General features: G+C 72.2%; 16 protein-coding genes. 9 read left to right on the forward strand and 7 right to left on the reverse strand.

The genetic code is table 11. The features are described from left to right. Positions 1-411: 411 nt before the first annotated feature. Positions 412-1,371: a hypothetical protein gene (locus B056_RS0132060; protein ID WP_018505937.1), complete on the forward strand. Its 960-nt coding sequence runs from the start codon at positions 412-414 to the stop codon at positions 1,369-1,371. A gap of 9 nt (positions 1,372-1,380) precedes the next feature. Here B056_RS0132060 and B056_RS38835 read toward each other — a convergent pair whose 3' ends face one another. The 6 genes from B056_RS38835 to B056_RS0132090 all read right to left on the reverse strand — a co-directional run bounded on the left by B056_RS38835 (position 1,381) and on the right by B056_RS0132090 (position 9,484). After that, on the reverse strand, positions 1,381-1,719 hold the full coding sequence (locus tag B056_RS38835) for a hypothetical protein (protein WP_018505938.1): 339 nt from the start codon (positions 1,717-1,719) through the stop codon (positions 1,381-1,383). Positions 1,720-1,900: 181 nt separating this feature from the next. After that, on the reverse strand, positions 1,901-2,878 hold the full coding sequence (locus B056_RS0132070) for a lysophospholipid acyltransferase family protein (protein WP_018505939.1): 978 nt from the start codon (positions 2,876-2,878) through the stop codon (positions 1,901-1,903). Next, the gene (locus tag B056_RS0132075; protein WP_020572825.1) at positions 2,875-4,455 is read right to left on the reverse strand and encodes a lactate racemase domain-containing protein; all 1,581 of its coding nucleotides are present in this window, start codon (positions 4,453-4,455) and stop codon (positions 2,875-2,877) included. The genes B056_RS0132070 and B056_RS0132075 overlap by 4 nt, the downstream gene beginning before the upstream one ends. A gap of 172 nt (positions 4,456-4,627) precedes the next feature. Next, complete coding sequence (locus B056_RS0132080) at positions 4,628-5,887, reverse strand: zinc-dependent alcohol dehydrogenase (RefSeq protein ID WP_018505941.1); 1,260 nt, start codon at positions 5,885-5,887, stop codon at positions 4,628-4,630. Beyond that, positions 5,884-8,238: an HAD-IB family hydrolase gene (locus B056_RS0132085; protein ID WP_018505942.1), complete on the reverse strand. Its 2,355-nt coding sequence runs from the start codon at positions 8,236-8,238 to the stop codon at positions 5,884-5,886. Before B056_RS0132085 ends, B056_RS0132080 begins: the two co-directional genes overlap by 4 nt. 235 nt (positions 8,239-8,473) lie before the next feature. Further along, on the reverse strand, positions 8,474-9,484 hold the full coding sequence (locus tag B056_RS0132090; protein ID WP_018505943.1) for a 5'-3' exonuclease: 1,011 nt from the start codon (positions 9,482-9,484) through the stop codon (positions 8,474-8,476). Positions 9,485-9,756: 272 nt separating this feature from the next. Here B056_RS0132090 and B056_RS0132095 point away from each other — a divergent pair, with 272 nt between their 5' ends. The 3 genes from B056_RS0132095 (at position 9,757) to lnt (ending at position 14,793) form a co-directional block, all read left to right on the forward strand. Beyond that, a complete protein-coding gene (locus B056_RS0132095) occupies positions 9,757-10,200 on the forward strand; it encodes an Lrp/AsnC family transcriptional regulator (RefSeq protein ID WP_018505944.1) in 444 nt (147 codons plus the stop codon). 84 nt (positions 10,201-10,284) lie between these two features. Further along, on the forward strand, positions 10,285-11,901 hold the full coding sequence (locus B056_RS0132100; protein WP_018505945.1) for an amidohydrolase: 1,617 nt from the start codon (positions 10,285-10,287) through the stop codon (positions 11,899-11,901). A 162-nt stretch (positions 11,902-12,063) separates the two neighbouring features. After that, positions 12,064-14,793 carry an apolipoprotein N-acyltransferase gene (gene lnt / locus B056_RS0132105; RefSeq protein WP_018505946.1) on the forward strand — a complete coding sequence of 910 codons (2,730 nt, stop codon included), beginning with the start codon at positions 12,064-12,066 and terminating at the stop codon, positions 14,791-14,793. Between the two features lie 107 nt (positions 14,794-14,900). Here the strand turns inward: lnt and B056_RS0132110 are convergent, their stop codons facing one another. Continuing rightward, on the reverse strand, positions 14,901-15,251 hold the full coding sequence (locus tag B056_RS0132110) for an RNA polymerase-binding protein RbpA (RefSeq protein ID WP_018505947.1): 351 nt from the start codon (positions 15,249-15,251) through the stop codon (positions 14,901-14,903). A gap of 142 nt (positions 15,252-15,393) precedes the next feature. Between B056_RS0132110 and B056_RS38840 the strand changes: the two genes are divergently transcribed. The 5 genes from B056_RS38840 to B056_RS0132135 all read left to right on the forward strand — a co-directional run bounded on the left by B056_RS38840 (position 15,394) and on the right by B056_RS0132135 (position 19,876). Continuing rightward, positions 15,394-15,801, forward strand: a complete 408-nt coding sequence (locus B056_RS38840) for a hypothetical protein (protein WP_018505948.1) — start codon at positions 15,394-15,396, stop codon at positions 15,799-15,801. 124 nt (positions 15,802-15,925) lie between these two features. Next, a complete protein-coding gene (gene msrB / locus B056_RS0132120) occupies positions 15,926-16,375 on the forward strand; it encodes a peptide-methionine (R)-S-oxide reductase MsrB (RefSeq protein WP_018505949.1) in 450 nt (149 codons plus the stop codon). A 138-nt stretch (positions 16,376-16,513) separates the two neighbouring features. Beyond that, positions 16,514-16,978 (forward strand): helix-turn-helix transcriptional regulator, encoded by a 465-nt coding sequence (locus B056_RS0132125; protein ID WP_018505950.1) that lies wholly within the window; start codon positions 16,514-16,516, stop codon positions 16,976-16,978. 5 nt (positions 16,979-16,983) lie between these two features. Beyond that, positions 16,984-17,394: a VOC family protein gene (locus tag B056_RS0132130; RefSeq protein WP_018505951.1), complete on the forward strand. Its 411-nt coding sequence runs from the start codon at positions 16,984-16,986 to the stop codon at positions 17,392-17,394. 94 nt (positions 17,395-17,488) lie between these two features. After that, positions 17,489-19,876 carry an ATP-binding cassette domain-containing protein gene (locus B056_RS0132135; RefSeq protein WP_018505952.1) on the forward strand — a complete coding sequence of 796 codons (2,388 nt, stop codon included), beginning with the start codon at positions 17,489-17,491 and terminating at the stop codon, positions 19,874-19,876. Positions 19,877-20,131: the final 255 nt, after the last annotated feature.

Below are 20,131 nucleotides of genomic sequence, written 5' to 3' on the forward strand. Positions count from 1 at the left end.
GGTGCGCGCGCCGAACGGGGGGAAGGGGCCCGCCGAGCAGGACCGTAACACGCCACAATCCCGCCGAAACCTGTACTCCACCGGTGGATGTGGACAACAATCGACGCACAGACAGGCCGATCCTGGCACCAGCGGCGCGATGGTGACAGGCCAACGCGACATCACACATCCGCCCCCCACCGTGAGCCTGAACACGGTAGCGTGCGCTCCGTCACCGATCCGACCGGGCCGGTGACGCACAGCGCCGGCCAGGCGGGTCGCCCCTCGGGGTGGCCAGCACGGCGGTCGGAGCCGCGCCACGGACCGTACGTACCGACACCCCGCGCGTCACCGACGCGGCCCGCGGGGGCGGGGCGGGCCGTGACGGTGCACCACCGGTACTCCGGCGCAGCCCGGGGGGAGGGATGTGGGATGAGCCGAGTCGAGCTACCCGACTCCACCCGTCCCGAACGGCTCGGTCTACCCGCCGCCGCCCGCGCCGCCGCCATGCTCTCCCGGGAGATCGCCTACGCCGACCCGGACCCGCTGACCATGGCCGAGCTCGACGACCGGCTGCACCGCTTCGCCACCACCCTTCTCACCACCCCGCACACCGCGCTGCTACGCCCGGTGATCGCCGACTGGCGTCGGGTGCAGGCCGCGTTGGGACGCCGGCTGTCCCCCGCCACCCACCGGGAACTCACCGCGGTCGCCGGGTTCCTGTCGTTCTACCTGGGGGTGCTCGCCGTCGAGGCCGGCGACGACCCGTCCGCCCGCCGGTTCGCGACCCTCACCGACCAGTTCGCCACCCAGCTCGACGACCCGCTGCTCACCGGCACCGCCGCCACCCTGGACTCGCTCGTCGCCTTCGTCACCGGCCGCTACGACGCGGCCCGCGGCGCGGCCCGGCGCGCCGCGGCCGCCGGCCATCCCTACCTGCACGGCTGGGCGGCCACGTTCGAGGCGGGTGCGGCGGCGACCCTCGGGGACAACGACGGGGCGCTGGCCGCGCTGACCCGGCTGTCCGAGACACCCTGCGTGCAGGGGCTGCGCCACCCGGGCTGGCCGGCGTTCGACGAGGTCCGGGAGGCCTGCGTCGTCGCGGACGTCGTCAGCCGCATGGGCGGTGAGGGCGCGGCCAGCCTGAGCCGGGTCGCGGTCGACCTGACCAGCTCGGGCACCCTGGAACGGGGCTGGGCGCTGGCCGCGCTCGCCGGGGCGCTGGCCCCCGACGATCCACCGGCGGCCAGCCGACTACTCGGGGAGATCGTCGGGATCCTCGACGTGCACCCGTCCCGGCTGCTGTCCAGCCGGGTCAACGACCTGGTGCGCACCGCCGGGTATCCGCGGCCGCTGGCCCCCCAGCCCGGGCAGGCCGGCACCACCGCCTGAACCGCCCGCTCAGGCGGACAGGCGGGTCGCGGGTGGGTCCGCGCGGTGGGCGGCGAGCCGGTCCCGGCGCCGCGCCAGCAGCCGGTCGGCGAGCGCGTCGGCGCGTTCGATGTCGTCCAACGTGGCCCGGGTGCGTTCCTCGACCTCGAGGATCGCGGCGAGCAGTTCCGCGGACAGCCGGGTGCGGGCCGCGACCCGGGCCACGCTCGGTGGCAGCGCCCCCGCGCCCCACACCGACGCGGGGCCGGGGGTCGGGTTGGCGCGCCGCCGCGCCGGGTCGGGGGTGCGGCGGGTGGGCCCGGCGGTGGGCGGCGGGCCGGGACGGTGGGAACGGGGCAGCAGAGCCATGTCTCCAGTGATACCGGGTGCCCCCGGTCAGGCAACGTCTTGACTTCACCGCCCCGACCGGGGCGGCCCGCCCCCCACAGGTCATCCCCAGGTCCACCCCCACTACCCACCGGGTCATGAACAGGGTTATCCACACAACGATCATCATGTGAGGAAGTTCACATGATGGGGGGTGGGTGGGTCAGCGGTCCCAGGGAGACCGCGACCGGACCGGGGCCGGCGGTTCGGTCGCCTCCCAGATCCGCCGCCACCGGGACGGCCCACCCGCCCCGGCCGGGGCCCGCCGGACCGCCCCGGCACCGGCCCCCGGGGTCGGTGCCGGGGTGCCGGGGGTCGGGGAACGCAGCGACGCCCACCAGCTCGTCGTGTCCTCCACCCCGAGCCGGGTCACCTCCGCCGCCAGCCGCCCGGTGAACGCCCGCACATCCTCCCCGTCACCGGGACGCAACGGAGCACCGAACCGCACCGACACCCGCGGTCGGCCCGGCACCGGCCACCCGCGGCCCCGCGGCATCGCCGCGTACGCGCCCCGCAACGCCGCCGGGACCACCGCCACCCCGGCTGTCATCGCCAGATAGCCCGCCCCGAGCCGGAACCGGCCCTGCGACCCGTCCACCGACCGGGTGCCCTCGGGGAACACCACCAGGTTCCACCCGTCGCGCAGCAACTCCACCGGCGTCGCCGACGGCGCCCCACCGCGGCGTTCGATCGGTACCGTCCCGAACGCCAACGCCGAGGACAGGCCCCGCCAGGTGCTGTCGAAGAAGTAGTCCGCCGCCGCCGTCACCGCCGTGCGGTCCCGCACCGGCCGCGGCAACGCGCACAGCAGCATCGGCGCGTCGAGATGACTGGAATGGTTCGACACGACGATCACCGGCTCGCCGCCGAGGGAGTCGAACACCTCCGCCCCGGCGACCGTCGGGGTCAACGCCGCGTGCAGCAGCGGGTTCATCGCCGCTTCCAGGAACACCGTGCGCGCCGCCCGCGCCGGCGCGCCCCGCGCCCATGCCGTCGGGAACTCCCGGGCGCTCACCGGCGCCCGGTGCGCCTGCGCGGAGGCGGGGACCAGCGACCGGCCCCCCCAGCGGAATCCGTTCACCAGCTCCCGCACGCCCACCCCCGGCCGCGGCGGGCCACCGAACGCACCCGGCCGGCTCATCGCACGTCCGCGATCGCGTGCGGCGGGGAATGCAGATAGGTGATCGACGGGTCACGGCCCACCGTCCCCGACACCATCTCCAACGCGTCGGCGAACGTCGACGCCGACCGGAACCCCATCCGCGCGCACGCCGCCCGATCCCCCCCGACCCACACCACATCCCCCAGATGATCCATGCCGTGCGCCGCCCAGTACCACATGTAGAACGGGTGGACGCCGTGGTAGGCGTGCGACGTCCGGTACAGGTGCACATACCACGGGTCGGTCGCGTACTGCTTCTCGAACTTCGCCTCGATCGTCGCCGGGTCCGTCGACTCGGCGAGCACCTCGGAGAAGAAGTCCACATACGACGGATGGTGCAACTGGGAGAACTCCGGGGTCACCGGATGGTAAAGAATCATCGCACCCTGGTGGCGGACCAGCGGCCGCCCCCGGTACATGTTGAAGAAATACCCCAGCCCCATGCAGGTCGCCAGGATCGGGTTCATCACCGAGTTCACGTTGTACGGGCCGACATAGGGCAGGCCCACCACCAGCACGTCGGACTGCCCGTCGACCTCGACGAGCTGCTGACGGTGCACACTGGCGATCGTCTGCTCGTGGGTGGCCTCGGTCTCCCCGGCGAACACCCCGGTCACCTGATAGTCCGCGAGCAGATCATGGAAGATCTTCCGCCGCGGCCGGGTCGGCATCGCCGCCAACCCCCGGCTCATCCCGTAGGCCATCGCCTGGTCCTTCACCGACCACTCCCACTCGCGGCGGGTCAGGAAGCTGTACCGGTCGGGGAAACAGGCGTTGTTCAACGTCGTCTCCACGTGGAAGATCTTCAGATGGTCGGCGAGGAACCGGCCCATCCGCCACGCCGACGAATGCATCTCCGACCGGGTGTGGTCCATGAACGACCGCGACCGCAGCATCGTGTGCGAGTTGTGATGATGGCGCAGGCTGTTGTACGACGCCAACCCGATCGGCACCGACTTGTGCCCGCCGTCCATCGCGACCAGGTTCACGTTCACATAGACCAGCAGGTCACTCTCCGCCGCCCGCCGGTTGATCTCCACGTCCTCGCCGTGGTCGGTCACCCCGATATGCGTCAGATTGTCCTTGTCTTCGGCGTCGTGGTTGTACAGATTGTCCGGCCAGAACGACCGGAACACCCGCTCCCCGACGATGTGCTCGATCTCCGCCGCCGTCATCCGCCGGTGCAACGCGTTCGCCGCGATCAGCACCACGTCGTCCACACCCGCCGCCGCCGCCAACGTCAGCACCTGTTCGATGATCCGCTGCCGCACATCCGGACGGCGCATCCGCGGCAACGGGATCGACAGATCGTCAAACGCGATCGTCAACCGCATCCCCGGCCGCAACAGCACCCGCAACGGCTCACAGTTGAACGGATGCTCCAACGCCGCGGCGATCGCCGCGTCCACATCCGCCACCCCCGGAAGCGACTCCGGCGGATACACCACCCGGGTACCCAGGGGGAACCGCTCAAGCGTCAGCCCCTCACCCTGGTGCACCAGCAGCGGAGGTGTGCGCTCGTCGACCTCGAGCACGAACCCCGGTCTCACCTGCACGTTCCCCTCATCCGTGTGCCACCCCGGCCGGCCCCGGCGCCCCCACGCCCGCCCGCCCCGCGGCGAGGACCGCCGCGCGGGGAGACAATCCCATATACCCCGACCGTGCCACTGCCACTACCACCGGCGCCCCCACGCCCACCGGGCCTCTCGGGCGCGGCGCACGGCCCCCTCACGCCGACGCCGCCGGATCGAAAGCGATCTTCACGGCGCCGAGGCGCCCCGCGGACAACGCGTGGTCCAACGCCTCCCGCCACCGGGCCAGCGGATACACCGCCGACACCACCCCGTCGAGCGGGGCCGTGGCGGCCAACGCCAACGCCCGCCCGAAATCCGACCCCGCCGGCTCCACACCGGCATCGGTGGCCCGCGCCGCACCGGGCCGGGCGCCACCGGACGACGCGTACGTCCCCACCAGCTCCAACTCCCGGAACCACAACGGCGTCAGATCCACCGACCCCGCCGGCACCCCCGAGAGCACCACCCGGCCACCGGCGCGGGTCACCCGCAGCGCCGTCGACAACGACGACGCGCTACCCGCGCAGTCGATCGCCACATCCACCCCGCCGAGCAGATACTCCCCACCCAGCTGCGGGGTCAGCCGCAACGCCCGGTTCGCCCGGCGCACCCCCCCGACCGCGTCATCGGGAGCGAGCACCTCATCGGCACCGAAACGCCGCGCCAACTCCACCTGCCGGCGATGCTTGGCGACCATCGTCACATGCTCGGCCTTCGTGTAGGCGCGGATCGCCAGCAACGTCAGCAGCCCCACCGCACCCGACCCGATGATCAGCACCCGGTCCCCGGAACGCACCCCCGACCGGCCCGCGGTGTGCACCGCCGTCGCCAACGGCTCGACCAGCACCGCCCGCTCATCGGGCAGACTGTCCGGCACCGGATGCAACTGGCTGTGATGAGCGACCAGCGCCCGGCTCCACCCACCCCCGGTATCCGCACAGAACCCCGTCTGCAACCCCGGCGCGAGATGACCCACCGTGATCCGGTCACAGCGCGACGTGCGGCCCGCCGCGCAGCCCGCGCACAGCTCCAACCCGCGCGCCGCGCAGCCCAGCACCGGGTCGATCACCACCCGCGACCCGGCGTCCAACCGGCGCCCATCGGCCAACGCCACCGGCTCCTGCAGATCACCGACGATCTCATGGCCCGGCGTGAACGGCATCGACACCAGCGGTGAGAAGTAGAACGAGCTCTGCCCCGTCACCGTCGCCAGATCCGACCCGCAGATCCCCGCCAGCCGCGGCCGCACCGTCACCCACCCCGGCCCCGGCAGACCCGGATCACCCCGGTCCACCAGCCGCAACGGCGCCGCGGTCGTCGCCGCCGCCCCCGACAACCGCGGGAACCGACCCGACACCACCCGCGCCGCCGCGTACCGCGGCAACGACCGGTACAACTCCAGACCGCGTGTCACCGGCCCTCACCCACTTCCACCCGCACCCCGTCACGACCCTGCGCCCCCGACCCGCCCACCGCGGCGCGGGCCCGCGCCGCCGCGGCGAACAGAACCCGCTCACCGCGGCTGGCGACCACCAGCCGCGGCTCACCGGGCGTCGACGGCCACTCCTCGATCGGCCACCCCGCCCCCCGCGCCACCTTGTGCAACGCCACATCCGGGTTCACCGCCACCGGATTACCCACCGTGCGCAGCATCGGCAGATCCGACAGGCTGTCCGCGTACGCCCACGACACACCCAGATCCGCGCCCACCCGCCGCGCGTAATGATCCACGAAAGCGGCGCGGGCATCCCCGACCAGCGGCGAGGACGACAACCGCCCCGTGTACCGGCCGTCCACGCCGACCTCCAGACCGGTCGCGACGATCTCGTCGAACAGCGGCGCCAACGGACGGGTCAGCACCTCCACCGCCCCGGTCAGCAGCACCGTGCGATGCCCGGCCGCGCGATGCTCCCGCACCCGCCGCACCGCCGCCGGTTTCACCCGCCGCAACACCACATCGGCGGCGACCTCGTCGACGACCCGCGCCAACTCCACCGGATCCACCCCCGCGTACCGGCTGTACACCGACCGGATCAGATGCCCCCGGTCCCGGCGCTCCGCCCGCAGATACCCCGGCAACGCCCGCGCCAACGACACCAGCTCCCGCGCCCGCTCCCCGACATCCCCATCGGCCAGCCGCAGCCACAGATACGACTCGACCACCGTCGAGGACACCAGCGTCCCATCCAGGTCGAACACCGCCAGCACCCCCTCACCGGCGGTCAGGTTCCGCGCCATCCGCCGCACCGGAGCGGCCTCCCGCGGCCGGCGCAGCACCTGCGTCACCGCCGGGCAGTGCACATCCTGCAGATAGTGCCGCCAGTCGAAACACGCCGGGTCGAACCCGAACTCCACCTGATCAGCCGGGTCCATCGCCGCGTGCAACGCCGCGGTCGCGTCATCGACATAGACCAGCTCGGCCTTCGTGTACGCCCGGTACACATCCGAGTAGCGGCGCAGGAACGACACCCGCCCCTCGGTACGTTCCAGATCGACCGCCAGCCGGCGCACCCGCTCCGAACGCGGCGCGTGCGCCAACGCCCGGTTCGCCCACTCCACCGCCTTCTCCCCGCGGCGCAGCTTCGCCTCCACCGCCACCGCACCCGCGAACGGCCACTCCGGCACCCCGATGTGCCCACGGCCCCGCCGCGGCAGCGGATGGGCCAGGAAATAGCCCCGCACATGGTCGTACAGATCCCGGAACAGCAACGGATTCCGGAACCCCGAACACACCGTGTAATAAGCCGGGACCGTCGCCGGTGGGGGGCTCGCCGCCGCCGCCAGCAACGCGTTGACCACCAGATCCACCGGGATGATGTCCACCACGGCGTCCGGGGACGCCGGGAAGTCCGGCAGCTCCCCCCGACCGAACGCCAGGATCAGCGGCTCGGCCATCTTGAACCCCTCGATCCACCCCGGGAACGGCTTCACCAGCGCGCTCTCGATGATCGACGGGCGGACGATCGTCAACGGCAGATCGCCGTGCGAATCCTCCAGATACCGCTCACCCAACGCCTTGGTGAACGTGTACGCGTCCGTCCAGCCCAGCACCTGCGCACGCTCGGAGCCCGCCGCGACCAGCCGCGCCGCCACCCACGCCCGCCGCGCCGCCTCCGCCTGCGCCGACACCGTCTGCGCCCCGGCCCGCGCATGCTCGGCCTCCGCCTGCGCCCGGAACCGCGCCGAGTTCTCCGGGGAACGCGACGCGTCCTCCGCCGCCTGCCGGGCCCGCCCCGCCGACGCCTGCTCCGCCGCCCAGTCCACCTCGTGCGCCAGCCGGCCCTCGGCGATGTGCCCCGACCGCAACCCCGCCACATAGGCGGTCGACACGTGCACCAGATGCGGACGGGCCCCGGCGGCACGCACCGCGCGCAGCAGCTCCTGCACCCCACCCAGGTTCGTCGCGAAACCCTCATCGATCGCCGGGTCGAACGACACCTCCCCAGCACAGTGGATCACCACGTCCAGATCGGCGGGCACCTCACCCATGCTGGCCAGATCACCCTCGATGACCCGCACCTGCGCCGCCAACCGCGCGGCCAACCCGTCCCGGCCCAACCGTTCCCGCAGCCCGGCGAACGCCGGCTTACGGGTCATCCGTTCCAGCCGGGCCATCCCCGAATGGCTACCCCGGGGCCGGACGAGCGCCACGACCTGGGTATCCGGGAACTCCGAGAGCAGCCGCTCCAGCAGCGCCTCACCGACGAACCCGGTCACCCCGGTCACGAACACACGCCTGCCCGCGAGCCGCTCGCGCAGCCCCACCGGTCACCTCCGCACTTCCCCGCAGCCCCTACCGGCGTCCCCGACGGACGCCCGGTGCGCAACAGTAGGCGACACCGGACCGTCCACGAACGAACCCGTCGGTCACCTGCGTGTACACGCACGCTGCCAGATCAGGGGCAACCTACCGTCACCGCCGCCCCGAGCGCGCCGCCGGCCCGCGCCGACCGGCCCGCAACCCACCCCCGCCACCCGCACCAAGCCCCGTCCCCGCAGCTCAACAGCCCCGCGCGGCACCGGCCAGCGCCGCACACAACCGGTCCACCGACCCACCCAGCCCGTACCGGCCCGCCAGCTCCGCCACCGCGGCGGCGTCCACCGGCGCGGCGGGCAGCACCCCACCCACCGGACCCACCGGCACGTCCCGCACCACCGCGACCACCCGCACCGCGGCGTCCACATACTCCCGGGCCGCCAGCAGCCGGCGCCGCGCCGCCACCGGGAACCCCTCCACACCACCCGCGTCCAGCGCGGCGAGGATCGCCCGCAACGACCCGAACCGACCCAGCAGCGCCGCCGCGGTCTTCGCACCGATCCCCGCCACCCCCGGCAGACCATCACTGGGATCACCACGCAACACCGCGAAATCGGCGTACGCCCGACCCGGAATGCCATACCGGGCACTGATCGACGCCTCGTCGACCACCGCGAACCGTTCCACCGCGTACCGCACCACCACCCCGGTGTCGTCACACACCAGCTGGAACAGATCCCGATCCCCGGTCAGGATGTCCACCGGCCCCCCGCCGGGCCGGCCACTGTGCCGGGCCGCCAGCGTGCCGATCACATCGTCGGCCTCGAAACCCGCCGCCTGCACCCGGGCGATCCCGAACGCGTCGAGCACCGCGTCGATCACCGGCAGCTGCGCCACCAGCTCGTCGGGCACCTCCTCCTCGACCACACCGGCCGGCGCGCGATCGGCGACCCGATGCGCCTTGTACGAACCGATCAACGCCACCCGGAACGCCGGCCGCCAGTCCGCGTCGAAACAGCACACCAGCCGCCGCGGCCGCACCTCGACGATCTGCCGGGCCAGCACATCAAGCAGACCCCGCACCGCGTTCACCGCCATCCCACCCGGCGCCCGCACCGACCGGGGCACCCCGTGAAACGCCCGGAAATACAACGACGGGGTGTCCGCGAGCAGCAGCCGATCCACACCCCCGCCACCCGCCGGCGCCGCACCCCCGACCGTCCCGTCCTCGACATCACCGTGAAAGTTGGTCACGTTGTCAGACTGGCATGCGCTACCGACAGCTCATCCCCACCCCGACCAACCCAGCCCCGGCAACAACCACCACCACCCCACCGCAGAGCACCACCACCCCACCACCGGACGACACCCCACCCCCGACCCGGCTGCGCAGCGACAACGGCCATCCACCGCCCGTGTCCAGCACCCCCGCCCCCCACCCACCCACCAGGTCGAAAAGTCCCGCCGGGACCAGAGAACACCGCCCGGCCCACATCCACCGCCACGATCTGCGTAACCTCCGGATCGTGCTGGAGGACCTAGACCGTCAGATCGTGCAGCTGCTGTGCCGCGACGGCCGGATGAGCTTCACCGACCTCGGTCGCTCCACCGGCCTGTCGGTGTCCGCCGTACACCAGCGGGTCCGACGCCTGGAGCAGCGCGGCGTCATCACCTCCTACGTGGCGCTCGTCGACCCCTCCCAGGTCGGACTGGCCCTCACCGCCTTCGTCTCCATCAAGGAGATCGACCCCAGCCAACCCGACGACGCCCCCGACCGGCTCACCCACCTGGCGGCCATCGAAGCCTGCTACAGCGTCGCGGGGGAGGAGAGCTACCTGCTCAAGGTCCGCGTCGCCGACCCCGCCGCCCTCGAAAGCCTCCTACAGGAGATCCGCGCCGCCGCGAACGTGTCGACCCGCACCATGGTCGTGCTCTCCACCCCGTACGAAAACCGCCCCCCCAACCTGTGACCCCACCCCGCCCACACACACCCGTCCCACACCAGGCCCACAGCCGGCCACAGCCCAACACCCCCCGCCCGGCACAGTAGGGCCGTGCGCCCCCACCACCCGCCGGCATCCCGACGCGTCCTCTACCACCACGGGCACATCCACAGCCCCACCCACCCGCACGCCACCGCCCTGCTCACCGACGGCCCCACCATCACCTGGATCGGCACCGACCAGCCCGACGCCACCCGCCACAGGCCACCACCCGGCCCGATCGACCACACCGTCGACCTGCACGGCGCCACCCTCACCGCCGCCTTCGTCGACGCCCACCTGCACACCACCGCCACCGGCCTCGCCCTCGACGGCGTCGACCTCACCGACAGCCCGTCCCTGCGCCACGCCCTCGACCAGCTCACCCGCGCCGCCCGCCACCGACCCGGCCAGCCCCTGCTCGGCACCGGCTGGGACGAAACCCGCTGGCCCGAAGCACGCCCCCCCACCAGCGGTGAACTCGCCCGCGCCGCCGGCCCCGTCGACGTCTACCTCGCCCGCGCCGACGGCCACACCGCCGTCATCTCCCCACACCTCGCCACCCGCAGCGGCGCCCCCCACGCCACCGGCTGGCTCGGCGACGGCCTGTGCCGCGACGACGCCCACCACCTCGCCCGCACCGCCGCCTACCACGACCTGCCCCCCACCACCCGCCGCGACGCCGCCCGCCGCGTCCGCACCCACGCCGCCACCCTCGGCATCGCCGCCCTGCACGAGATGGCCGGCCCACAGGTCTCCTCCGCCGACGACCTCGCCGCCCTGCTCACCCTCGCCCGCGACGAACCCGGCCCCGCCATCACCGGCTACTGGGCCGGTGAACTCACCGTCGCCACCGCCCTGAACCACGAACCCGGCCTGGGCCCCGTCGGCTACGGCGGTGACCTGTTCGTCGACGGCTCCCTGGGCTCACACACCGCCGCGCTGCGCAGCCCCTACACCGACCAGCCCACCCACCGCGGGCAGCTGCACCGCGACGCCGACGACATCCGCGACACCGTCCTCGACGCGGCCAGCGCCGGCCTGCAGACCGGCTTCCACGCCATCGGCGACGCCGCCCTCGACACCGTCCTCGACGGGATCCGCGCCGCCGCCACCCGACTCGGTACCGCCACGATCGCCGCCGGCACCCACCGCGTCGAACACGCCGAACTCCTCCACCCCGAACAGATCACCACCATGGCCCGCCTCGGTCTCATCGCCTCCGTGCAACCCGCCTTCGACGCCCGCTACGGCGGCCCCGACGGCCTCTACACCCGCCGCCTCGGCGCCGAACGGGCCGCGGCGATGAACCCGTTCGCCGCCCTGCACCACGCCGGCGTCACCCTCGCCCTGTCCTCCGACAGCCCCGTCACCCCCCTCGACCCGTGGGGAGCCGTACACGCCGCGGCCACCCATCACACCGCCACCGCGCGGATCAGCCCCCTCACCGCGTTCACCGCCGCCACCCACGGTGGCTGGCTCGCCGCCCGCACCCGCGACGGCGCCGGACGGATCACCGTCGGCGCACCCGCGACCTTCGCGATCTGGGAAACCCCCCGGCCGGTGGCCGGCGGACAGCCGGGTCCCGACCCGCTGCAGATCCTGCTCACCCACCTCGCCCACACCGGCGACGCCCCCCGCTGCCTGCGCACCGTGCTCCGCGGACAGACCCTGCACGCCCTGCCCTGACCCGCACCGGGACCAGGATCCGAAAACCCCGACGGTCACCCTGCCGATCCCACCGGTGGGGGTAAGGGTGACCCGCCGCACCCGACACCCCACCCGCCCAGCTCACACCCCCACCAGCACCCTCCACGACCAGCCCACACCCCCACAGCCCACCAGCCCGGCGTGGTCCACACCGCCCCCGTAACCGACACTGGACCGGTGACCGACGCGCCCGCCACACCCGCACTCGAGCCCGGCCCGCTCGACCCCGCCCCGGCAGGCGCGCCCCCCGCACCCCCACAGCCCACCGGCCGCACCCGCCGGCACCGCCTCACCCGCCCCGCCCTGGCCACCCTCGCCGGCGCGCTGCTCTACCTCGCCTTCCCCCCCGTCGGCCTGTGGCCCCTGGCACCCCTCGCCCTGGCCGTTCTCACCCTGACCGTCCGCGGACGGCGGCTACGCGCCTCCTACGGGCTGGGAATGCTGTTCTCCCTCGCCTTCCTGCTACCGCTGCTGCGGTTCGTCTCCTTCGTCGGCGCCGACGGCTGGATCGTCCTGTCCGTCGCCGAAGCCGCCCTGCTCGCCCTCGTCGCCCCCGCCACCACCCTCGTCCAGCGGCTACCCGCCCCCTGGCTGTGGACCGGCGCCGTCTGGGTCGCCCAGGAGGCCCTGCGCGGCCGCGCGCCCTTCGGGGGCTTCCCCTGGGGCCGGATCGCGTTCAGCCAACCGGACAGCCCCTACACCCCCCTCGCCGCACTCGGCGGCGCCCCCCTGATCACCTTCACCGTCGCCACCACCGCCGCCCTGCTCGCCACAGCCCTCACCCACGCCACCCGGGCGGCCACCACCCGCACCGCCCCCCACGCGACCGGCGGTGACAACCCAGGCAGCCCAGACAGCTCGAACGGCGACAACAACACCGCCCACCGCACACCACACACCACGGCCGCCCACCTACAGCCCCTGCTCGCCACCCTCGCCGGCGCCCTCGCGCTCACCCTCGCCGGCTTCGCCGTCCCCCTGCCCACCACCGCCCAACACGGCACCCTCACCGTCGCCGCCGTCCAGGGAAACGTCCCCGAAGCCGGCGGCATCAACGCCCTCGGCGAGGCCTTCCAGGTCACCGACAACCACGTCACCGGCACCGAGAACCTCGCCGCCGCCGTCCGCGCCGGACACACCCCCCAACCCGACCTCGTCCTGTGGCCGGAGAACTCCTCCGACATCGACCCCCTCACCAACCCCACCGCCCACGCCGCCCTCACCCACGCCGCCACCGTCGCCGGCGCACCCCTGCTCGTCGGCGCCGTCCTCGACGGCCCCGGCCCCCGCCACGTCCGCAACGCCGGCCTCATCTGGACCACCGACGGACCCACCGGCGCCATGTACGTCAAACGCCACCCCGTCCCCTTCGCCGAATACCTCCCCGGCCGCGCCCTGCTCGAAAAACTCATCAGCCGCTTCGCCGACGAGATGCCCAACGACTTCCTCGCCGGCACCGGCACCGGCACCCTACCCGTCGCCGGCACCGTCATCGGCGACGTCATCTGCTTCGAAGTCGCCTACGACGGCCTCGTCCGCGACAACGTCGACCGCGGCGCCGAACTCCTCGTCATCCAGACCAACAACGCCTCCTTCGGCCGCAAAGGCGAAAGCCAACAACAGCTCGCCATGAGCCGCCTGCGGGCCGTCGAACACGGCCGCGCCACCATCCAGGTCTCCACCAGCGGCCAAAGCGCCCTCATCACCCCGAACGGCACCATCCTCAGCCAGACCGGGCTCTACGAAGCGGGCGTCCTGTCCGCACAACTCCCACTACGCACCACCCGCACACTCGCCACCCGCCTCGGTATCGTCCCGGAGGCGGTGCTCGCCACCCTCGGCGCCCTCGCCATGATTGCTGCACTGGCCCACAGCCGGCGCACCCGCACCACCCCGACCGGCACCACCCAGCAGCCCACCCCCACATCCACCAACCGGACCGGCGACAACCACCAGCACCCGGGGGACACACACCAACCCGCCGCCGGCACCGACCAGAAGAGGAGAGGCGTGGAAGCCACCCGCGTCGTCGTCTGCGTCCCGACCTACAACGAACGGGAGAACCTGCCGGACACCACGCGCCGGCTACGCCAGGCGAACCCCGCGGTCCACCTGCTCGTCATCGACGACGCCAGCCCCGACGGCACCGGAAAAATCGCCGACGAACTCGCCGACGACGACGACCACATCCACGTCCTGCACCGCCCCGGCAAATCCGGCCTCGGCTCCGCCTACATCGCCGGCTTCACCTGGGCCCTACAGCACGGCTACGACATCGTCGTCGAAATGGACGCCGACGGCTCCCACCAGCCCGAGCAGCTACCCCGCCTCCTCGACGCCCTCACCGACGCCGACCTGGCCATCGGCTCCCGCTGGGTCCCCGGCGGCACCGTCCACAACTGGCCCCGCAGCCGACTCGTCCTCTCCCGCGGCGCCAACGCCTACGTCCGCGCCGCCCTCGGCGTCCCCCTACACGACGCCACCGCCGGGTTCCGCGCCTACCGCGCCGACGTCCTACGCGCCCGCGACCTCGACGACGTCGCCTCCCAGGGCTACTGCTTCCAGGTCGACCTCGCCTGGCGCGCCTGGCAGGCCGGCTTCCGCGTCGTCGAAGTCCCCATCGACTTCGTCGAACGCGAACGCGGCGCGTCGAAGATGAGCCGCGCGATCGTCGCCGAAGGCTTCTGGCGGGTCGGCTGGTGGGCCCTCACCTCCCTGCGCCGCGGCCCCGCCAGCACCAGCCCCCGCACCACCCGCACGGGCGACACCACGATCCCCACCCCCACCCGGCCCACCGACCCCACCACCGGCGGCACCCTCACCACCCCGACCGCCACCGGACCCGACACCGTCGACGCCGGCCGGCCCTGAAACGTCGAGTGGGGTGACAGCGTGCGCTGTCACCCCACTCGACGTTTCCGACCTACTCGCACCCAACCGGCACCGCGCACCGGCCAGACCCGGGACCCCTCACCGCGTCAGGCGGACCGCCTGTCCGCACCCGTGCCCCGCAGCACCGCCAGCCTCTCGGCCAGCACCTCCTCCAGGTCGTCGGTCGTCCGACGTTCCATCAGCATGTCCCAGTGCGTACGCGGCGGCTTGCTCTTCTTCGGCTCCGGCCGCTCACCGTCCACGATCACCGACGCCGCCCCACACACGCGACACTCCCACACCGAAGGCACCTCGGCCTCGGCCGCGAAGGGCATGGTGAACTGGTGACCGTTCGGGCAGTCGTACGACGCTGTCTGCCGCGGGGCAAGCTCCGTGCTGCGGTCAGTCTCGTAGGACACTGCACCGAGACGGCTGCCCCGCAGAATGCGCTCGCCCATATGACTCCTCAGAGCGTCGTGGCGTGTGGACCTCAACCGAGTCCAACGTACGGACAAGCGAAGTCGTTCCCACCCCGGAAGGCCAGGTAACGAGATCGTGATCACACTGTGTGTTCCACCGACTGCAAAGGATACACGGCGCGTGACGAAGCGGGCGACAGACCGGGCTCCGATCCTGCTCAACGGCCTCGCCCGCACCACCGTCGGGCTCACCGCCCTGGCCAGGCCCATCCAGGTCATCCGCGCCACCGGCGTCGACCGCGTCACCGCCGAGAAGATCGCCTGGCTCGCCCGCCTCGCCGGCATCCGCGACCTCGCCCTCGGCGCCGGACTCCTCCACGCCCAGCTCACCGGCGCACCCACCCGCGGATGGCTGCTCGCCGGCCTGCTCGCCGACGCCGCCGACACCGCCGTCTTCACCCACGCCACCATCCGCCACCACCTCCCACCCGGCACCGGCACCGCCATGACCGCCGCCGCCGCGGGCGGCGTCGCCCTCGCCGCCACCGCCCTCACCCGCCACCCCGCCACCACCGCACCGGTGGCCTGACAGAACAAACCGGCCGCCCGCCGCGTTGACCACCACAGGGCCACCATCCGACCCACGGACAGACACACCCAGGCACCGCCACCGGCAACCCCACCCCCCACCAGCCCGCCCGGAAGGACATCCCATGACCGACCAGCCGACCACCAGCCCCGGCGCCAGCCCCGGCGAGAAAGTCACCCGCAGCGACACCGAATGGCGCCAGCTCCTCGACCCCCAGCGCTACGCCATCCTGCGCCAGGCCGCCACCGAAGCCCCCTTCAGCGGCGCCTACACCTACGACAAGACCGACGGCACCTACCGCTGCGGCGCCTGCGGCGCCCCCCTGTTCACCTCCGACACCAAATACGACTCCGGCTCCGGCTGGCCCAGCTTCTACCAGCCCGTCACCGCCGACGCCGTCACCCTCATCCAGGACCGCAGCCACGGCATGACCCGCACCGAGGTCCGCTGCGCCCGCTGCGACTCCCACCTCGGCCACGTCTTCGACGACGGACCCGCCCCCACCGGGCAGCGGTACTGCATGAACAGCCTCGCCCTCGCCCTCGACGACACCAACCAGCCCAACACCGGCTGACCAACCCGGCCCACCGGCCGGAAACCACCGCCCCTCCCACACCGGCTGCCGGACACCACCCGGCAGCCCGCAAACCCCACACCAACCACACCAGCCCGGCACTGGGCGCCCCCACCCCGACATGGCACCATCCCGCGGGTGAGCAGCAGTCCCGCCGCGGCACAGCGCCTCCGCGACCTCGCCCGCCTCCGCCGCGTCCGCGACCGCATCGACCGCGAGTACGCCCAGCCACTCGACGTCGAGGCCCTCGCCCGCGGCGCCCACATGTCCGCCGGACACCTCAGCCGCGAGTTCCGCCTCGCCTACGGCGAATCGCCCTACGCCTACCTGATGACCCGGCGCATCGAACGCGCGATGGCCCTGCTACGCCGCGGCGACCTCACCGTCACCGACGTCTGCTTCGCCGTCGGCTGCTCCTCCCTGGGCACCTTCAGCAGCCGCTTCACCGAACTCGTCGGCATGCCCCCCAGCGCCTACCGCCGCCACGCCGCCACGGCCACCGCCGGCATACCCTCCTGCGTCGCGAAACAGATCACCAGACCGGTCAGGACCAAGACCGGTCAGGAATCGAGAAGCACACACAACCAGTCACACCTAGCGTGACCGGCATGGACCTCACCATCCACACCAGCTTCCTCCCGCACGACGACCCCGACGCCTCCCTGGCCTTCTACCGCGACAGCCTCGGCTTCGAAGTTCGCAACGACGTCGGCTACAACGGCCTGCGCTGGATCACCGTCGGACCACCCGAGCAGCCCGACACCTGCATCGTCCTCGAACCACCCGCCGCCTACCCCGGCATCACCGACGACGAGCACCGCACCATCACCGAGATGATGGCCAAAGGCAGCTACGGCCACCTCATCCTCGCCACCGCCGACCTCGACACCACCTTCACCAAGGTGGCCGCCAGCGGCGCCGAAGTCGTCCAGGAACCCACCGAACAGCCCTACGGCGTCCGCGACTGCGCCTTCCGTGACCCCGCCGGCAACCTCGTCCGCATCAACGAACGCCGCTGAACCAGCCCGGTGATCCCACGCCCGCCCGCCGGCCGGTGACCGGGTCGCCGGCCGGCGGGCGGGATCACCGGCCGGCCAGCACGAGGGAGACACCATGAGCCACGCCACCAGAACAGACCCACAGACACCCGCGCCGCACCCCGCCGACAGCCACGACCTCATCCGCGTCCACGGCGCCCGCGTCAACAACCTCAAAGACCTCAGCGTCGAACTCCCCAAACGCCGACTCACCGTCTTCACCGGCGTCTCCGGCTCAGGTAAAAGCTCCCTGGTGTTCGGCACCATCGCCGCGGAATCCCAGCGGCTGATCAACGAAACCTACAGCGCCTTCGTCCAGGGCTTCATGCCCACCCTCACCCGACCCGAAGTCGACGTCCTCGACGGACTCACCACCGCCATCATCGTCGACCAGCAACGCCTCGGCACCGACCCCCGCTCCACCGTCGGCACCGCCACCGACGCCAACGCCATGCTCCGCATCCTGTTCAGCCGCCTCGGCCACCCCCACATCGGCCCACCCGGCGCCTACTCCTTCAACATCCCCACCGTCCGCGCCAGCGGCGCGATCACCATCGAACGCGGAACCGGCAAAACCGAACGAAAAACCTTCACCCGCACCGGCGGCATGTGCCCCCACTGCGAAGGCCGCGGCACCGTCTCCGGCTTCGACCTCACCGCCCTCTACGACGACAGCAAATCCCTCAACGAAGGCGCCCTCACCATCCCCGGCTACAGCGTCGACGGCTGGTACGGCCGCATCTTCGCCGGCTCCGGCTTCCTCGACCCCGACAAACCCATCCACCGATACACCGGGACAGAACTCCACGACCTGCTCCACAAAGAACCAACCAAAATCAAGGTCGACCACGTCAACCTCACCTACGAAGGCCTCATCCCGAAAATCCAGAAATCAATCCTGTCCAAAGATCGCGAAGCGATGCAGCCCCACATCCGCGCCTTCGTCGACCGGGCCGTCACCTTCACCACCTGCCCCGACTGCGACGGCACCCGACTCAGCGAAGCCGCCCGCTCCTCCCACATCGCCGGCATCAGCATCGCCGACGCCTGCGCCATGCAGATCAACGACCTCGCCAGCTGGATTCACCACCTCGACGAGCCCTCCGTCACACCCCTGCTCACCGCCCTGCAGCACACCCTCGACTCCTTCGTCGAGATCGGCCTGGGCTACCTCTCCCTCGACCGGCCCTCCGGCACCCTCTCCGGCGGCGAGGCCCAACGCGTCAAAATGATCCGCCACCTCGGCTCCTCCCTCACCGACACCACCTACGTCTTCGACGAACCCACCATCGGCCTGCACCCCCACGACATCGCGCGCATGAACAACCTGCTCCTGCGACTACGCGACAAAGGCAACACCGTGCTCGTCGTCGAACACAAACCCGAGACCATCGCCGTCGCCGACCACATCGTCGACCTCGGACCCGGCGCCGGCACCGCCGGCGGCACCGTCTGCTACGAAGGCACCCTCGACGGCCTACGCGCCAGCGGTACCCGCACCGGCCGCCACCTCGACGACCGCGCCACCCTCAAACCAGCCGTCCGCACCCCCACCGGCCAGCTCCCGATCCGCGGCGCGAACACCCACAACCTGCACGACGTCGACGTCGACATCCCCCTCGGGGTCCTCGTCGTCGTCACCGGCGTCGCCGGCTCCGGGAAAAGCTCCCTCATCCACGGATCAATCCCCGCCGGCGCGGACGTCATCTCCATCGACCAGACCGCTATCCGCGGCTCACGGCGCAGCAACCCCGCCACCTACACCGGGCTGCTCGACCCGATCCGCAAAGCGTTCGCGAAAGCCAACAACGTCAAACCGGCACTGTTCAGCGCCAACTCCGAAGGCGCCTGCCCCACCTGCAACGGCGCCGGAGTCGTGTACACCGACCTGGCGATGATGGCCGGCGTGGCCAGCACCTGCGAGGAATGCGACGGGAAACGGTTCGAAGCCTCCGTGCTCAACCACCACCTCGGCGGCCGCGACATCAGCGAGGTACTCGCCATGTCCGTCGCCGACGCCCAGGAGTTCTTCGGCACCGGGGAGGCACGCACACCCGCCGCACACACCATCCTCAACCGGCTCACCGACGTCGGACTCGGCTACCTGACCATCGGCCAGCCCCTCACCACCCTCTCCGGCGGTGAACGGCAACGACTCAGACTCGCCACCCACATGGCCGACCGGGGCGGCACCTACATCCTCGACGAACCCACCACCGGCCTGCACCTCGCCGACGTCGAACAACTCCTCGGCCTGCTCGACCGGCTCGTCGACTCCGGCAAGTCCGTCATCGTCATCGAACACCACCAGGCCGTCATGGCACACGCCGACTGGATCATCGACCTCGGCCCCGGTGCCGGCCACGACGGCGGCCGGATCGTCTTCGAAGGCACCCCCGCCGACCTCGTCACCGCCCGCAACACCCTCACCGGCGAACACCTCGCCGCCTACATCGGCAACTGAGAGCGCACGGTCGGCACCGAGTTGAAAGGCCACGAGCCCCGGGACGCGGCCCACCCCGAGGCTTCCTGGCCCCGGGGGACAGGAAGCCCACAGCAGGCATCGTGAACACGCGCCACACGGCACGCGAACCGGCGTAGAAAAGGCCGCACACCCCCACTCGGAACCGCGCCGATAATGCACATTATGTCAAGTAGAGCAGGACCCGGCCGGGAAGGACTGGTGGCCGCCGCCTTCGCCGGCGGGGGCGGCGAAGGC

Source organism: Parafrankia discariae (genome assembly GCF_000373365.1).
In the GTDB taxonomy this organism is placed as follows: domain Bacteria; phylum Actinomycetota; class Actinomycetes; order Frankiales; family Frankiaceae; genus Parafrankia; species Parafrankia discariae.

Bases quoted from the DNA above. Each gene is read 5' to 3' on its own strand.
- B056_RS0132060 (WP_018505937.1), top strand. From the start codon at position 412: ATGAGCCGAGTCGAGCTACCCGACTCCACCCGTCCCGAACGGCTCGGT.
- B056_RS38835 (WP_018505938.1), bottom strand. From the start codon at position 1,719: ATGGCTCTGCTGCCCCGTTCCCACCGTCCCGGCCCGCCGCCCACCGCC.
- B056_RS0132070 (WP_018505939.1), bottom strand. From the start codon at position 2,878: ATGAGCCGGCCGGGTGCGTTCGGTGGCCCGCCGCGGCCGGGGGTGGGC.
- B056_RS0132110 (WP_018505947.1), bottom strand. From the start codon at position 15,251: ATGGGCGAGCGCATTCTGCGGGGCAGCCGTCTCGGTGCAGTGTCCTAC.
- msrB (WP_018505949.1), top strand. From the start codon at position 15,926: ATGACCGACCAGCCGACCACCAGCCCCGGCGCCAGCCCCGGCGAGAAA.
- B056_RS0132130 (WP_018505951.1), top strand. From the start codon at position 16,984: ATGGACCTCACCATCCACACCAGCTTCCTCCCGCACGACGACCCCGAC.
- B056_RS0132135 (WP_018505952.1), top strand. From the start codon at position 17,489: ATGAGCCACGCCACCAGAACAGACCCACAGACACCCGCGCCGCACCCC.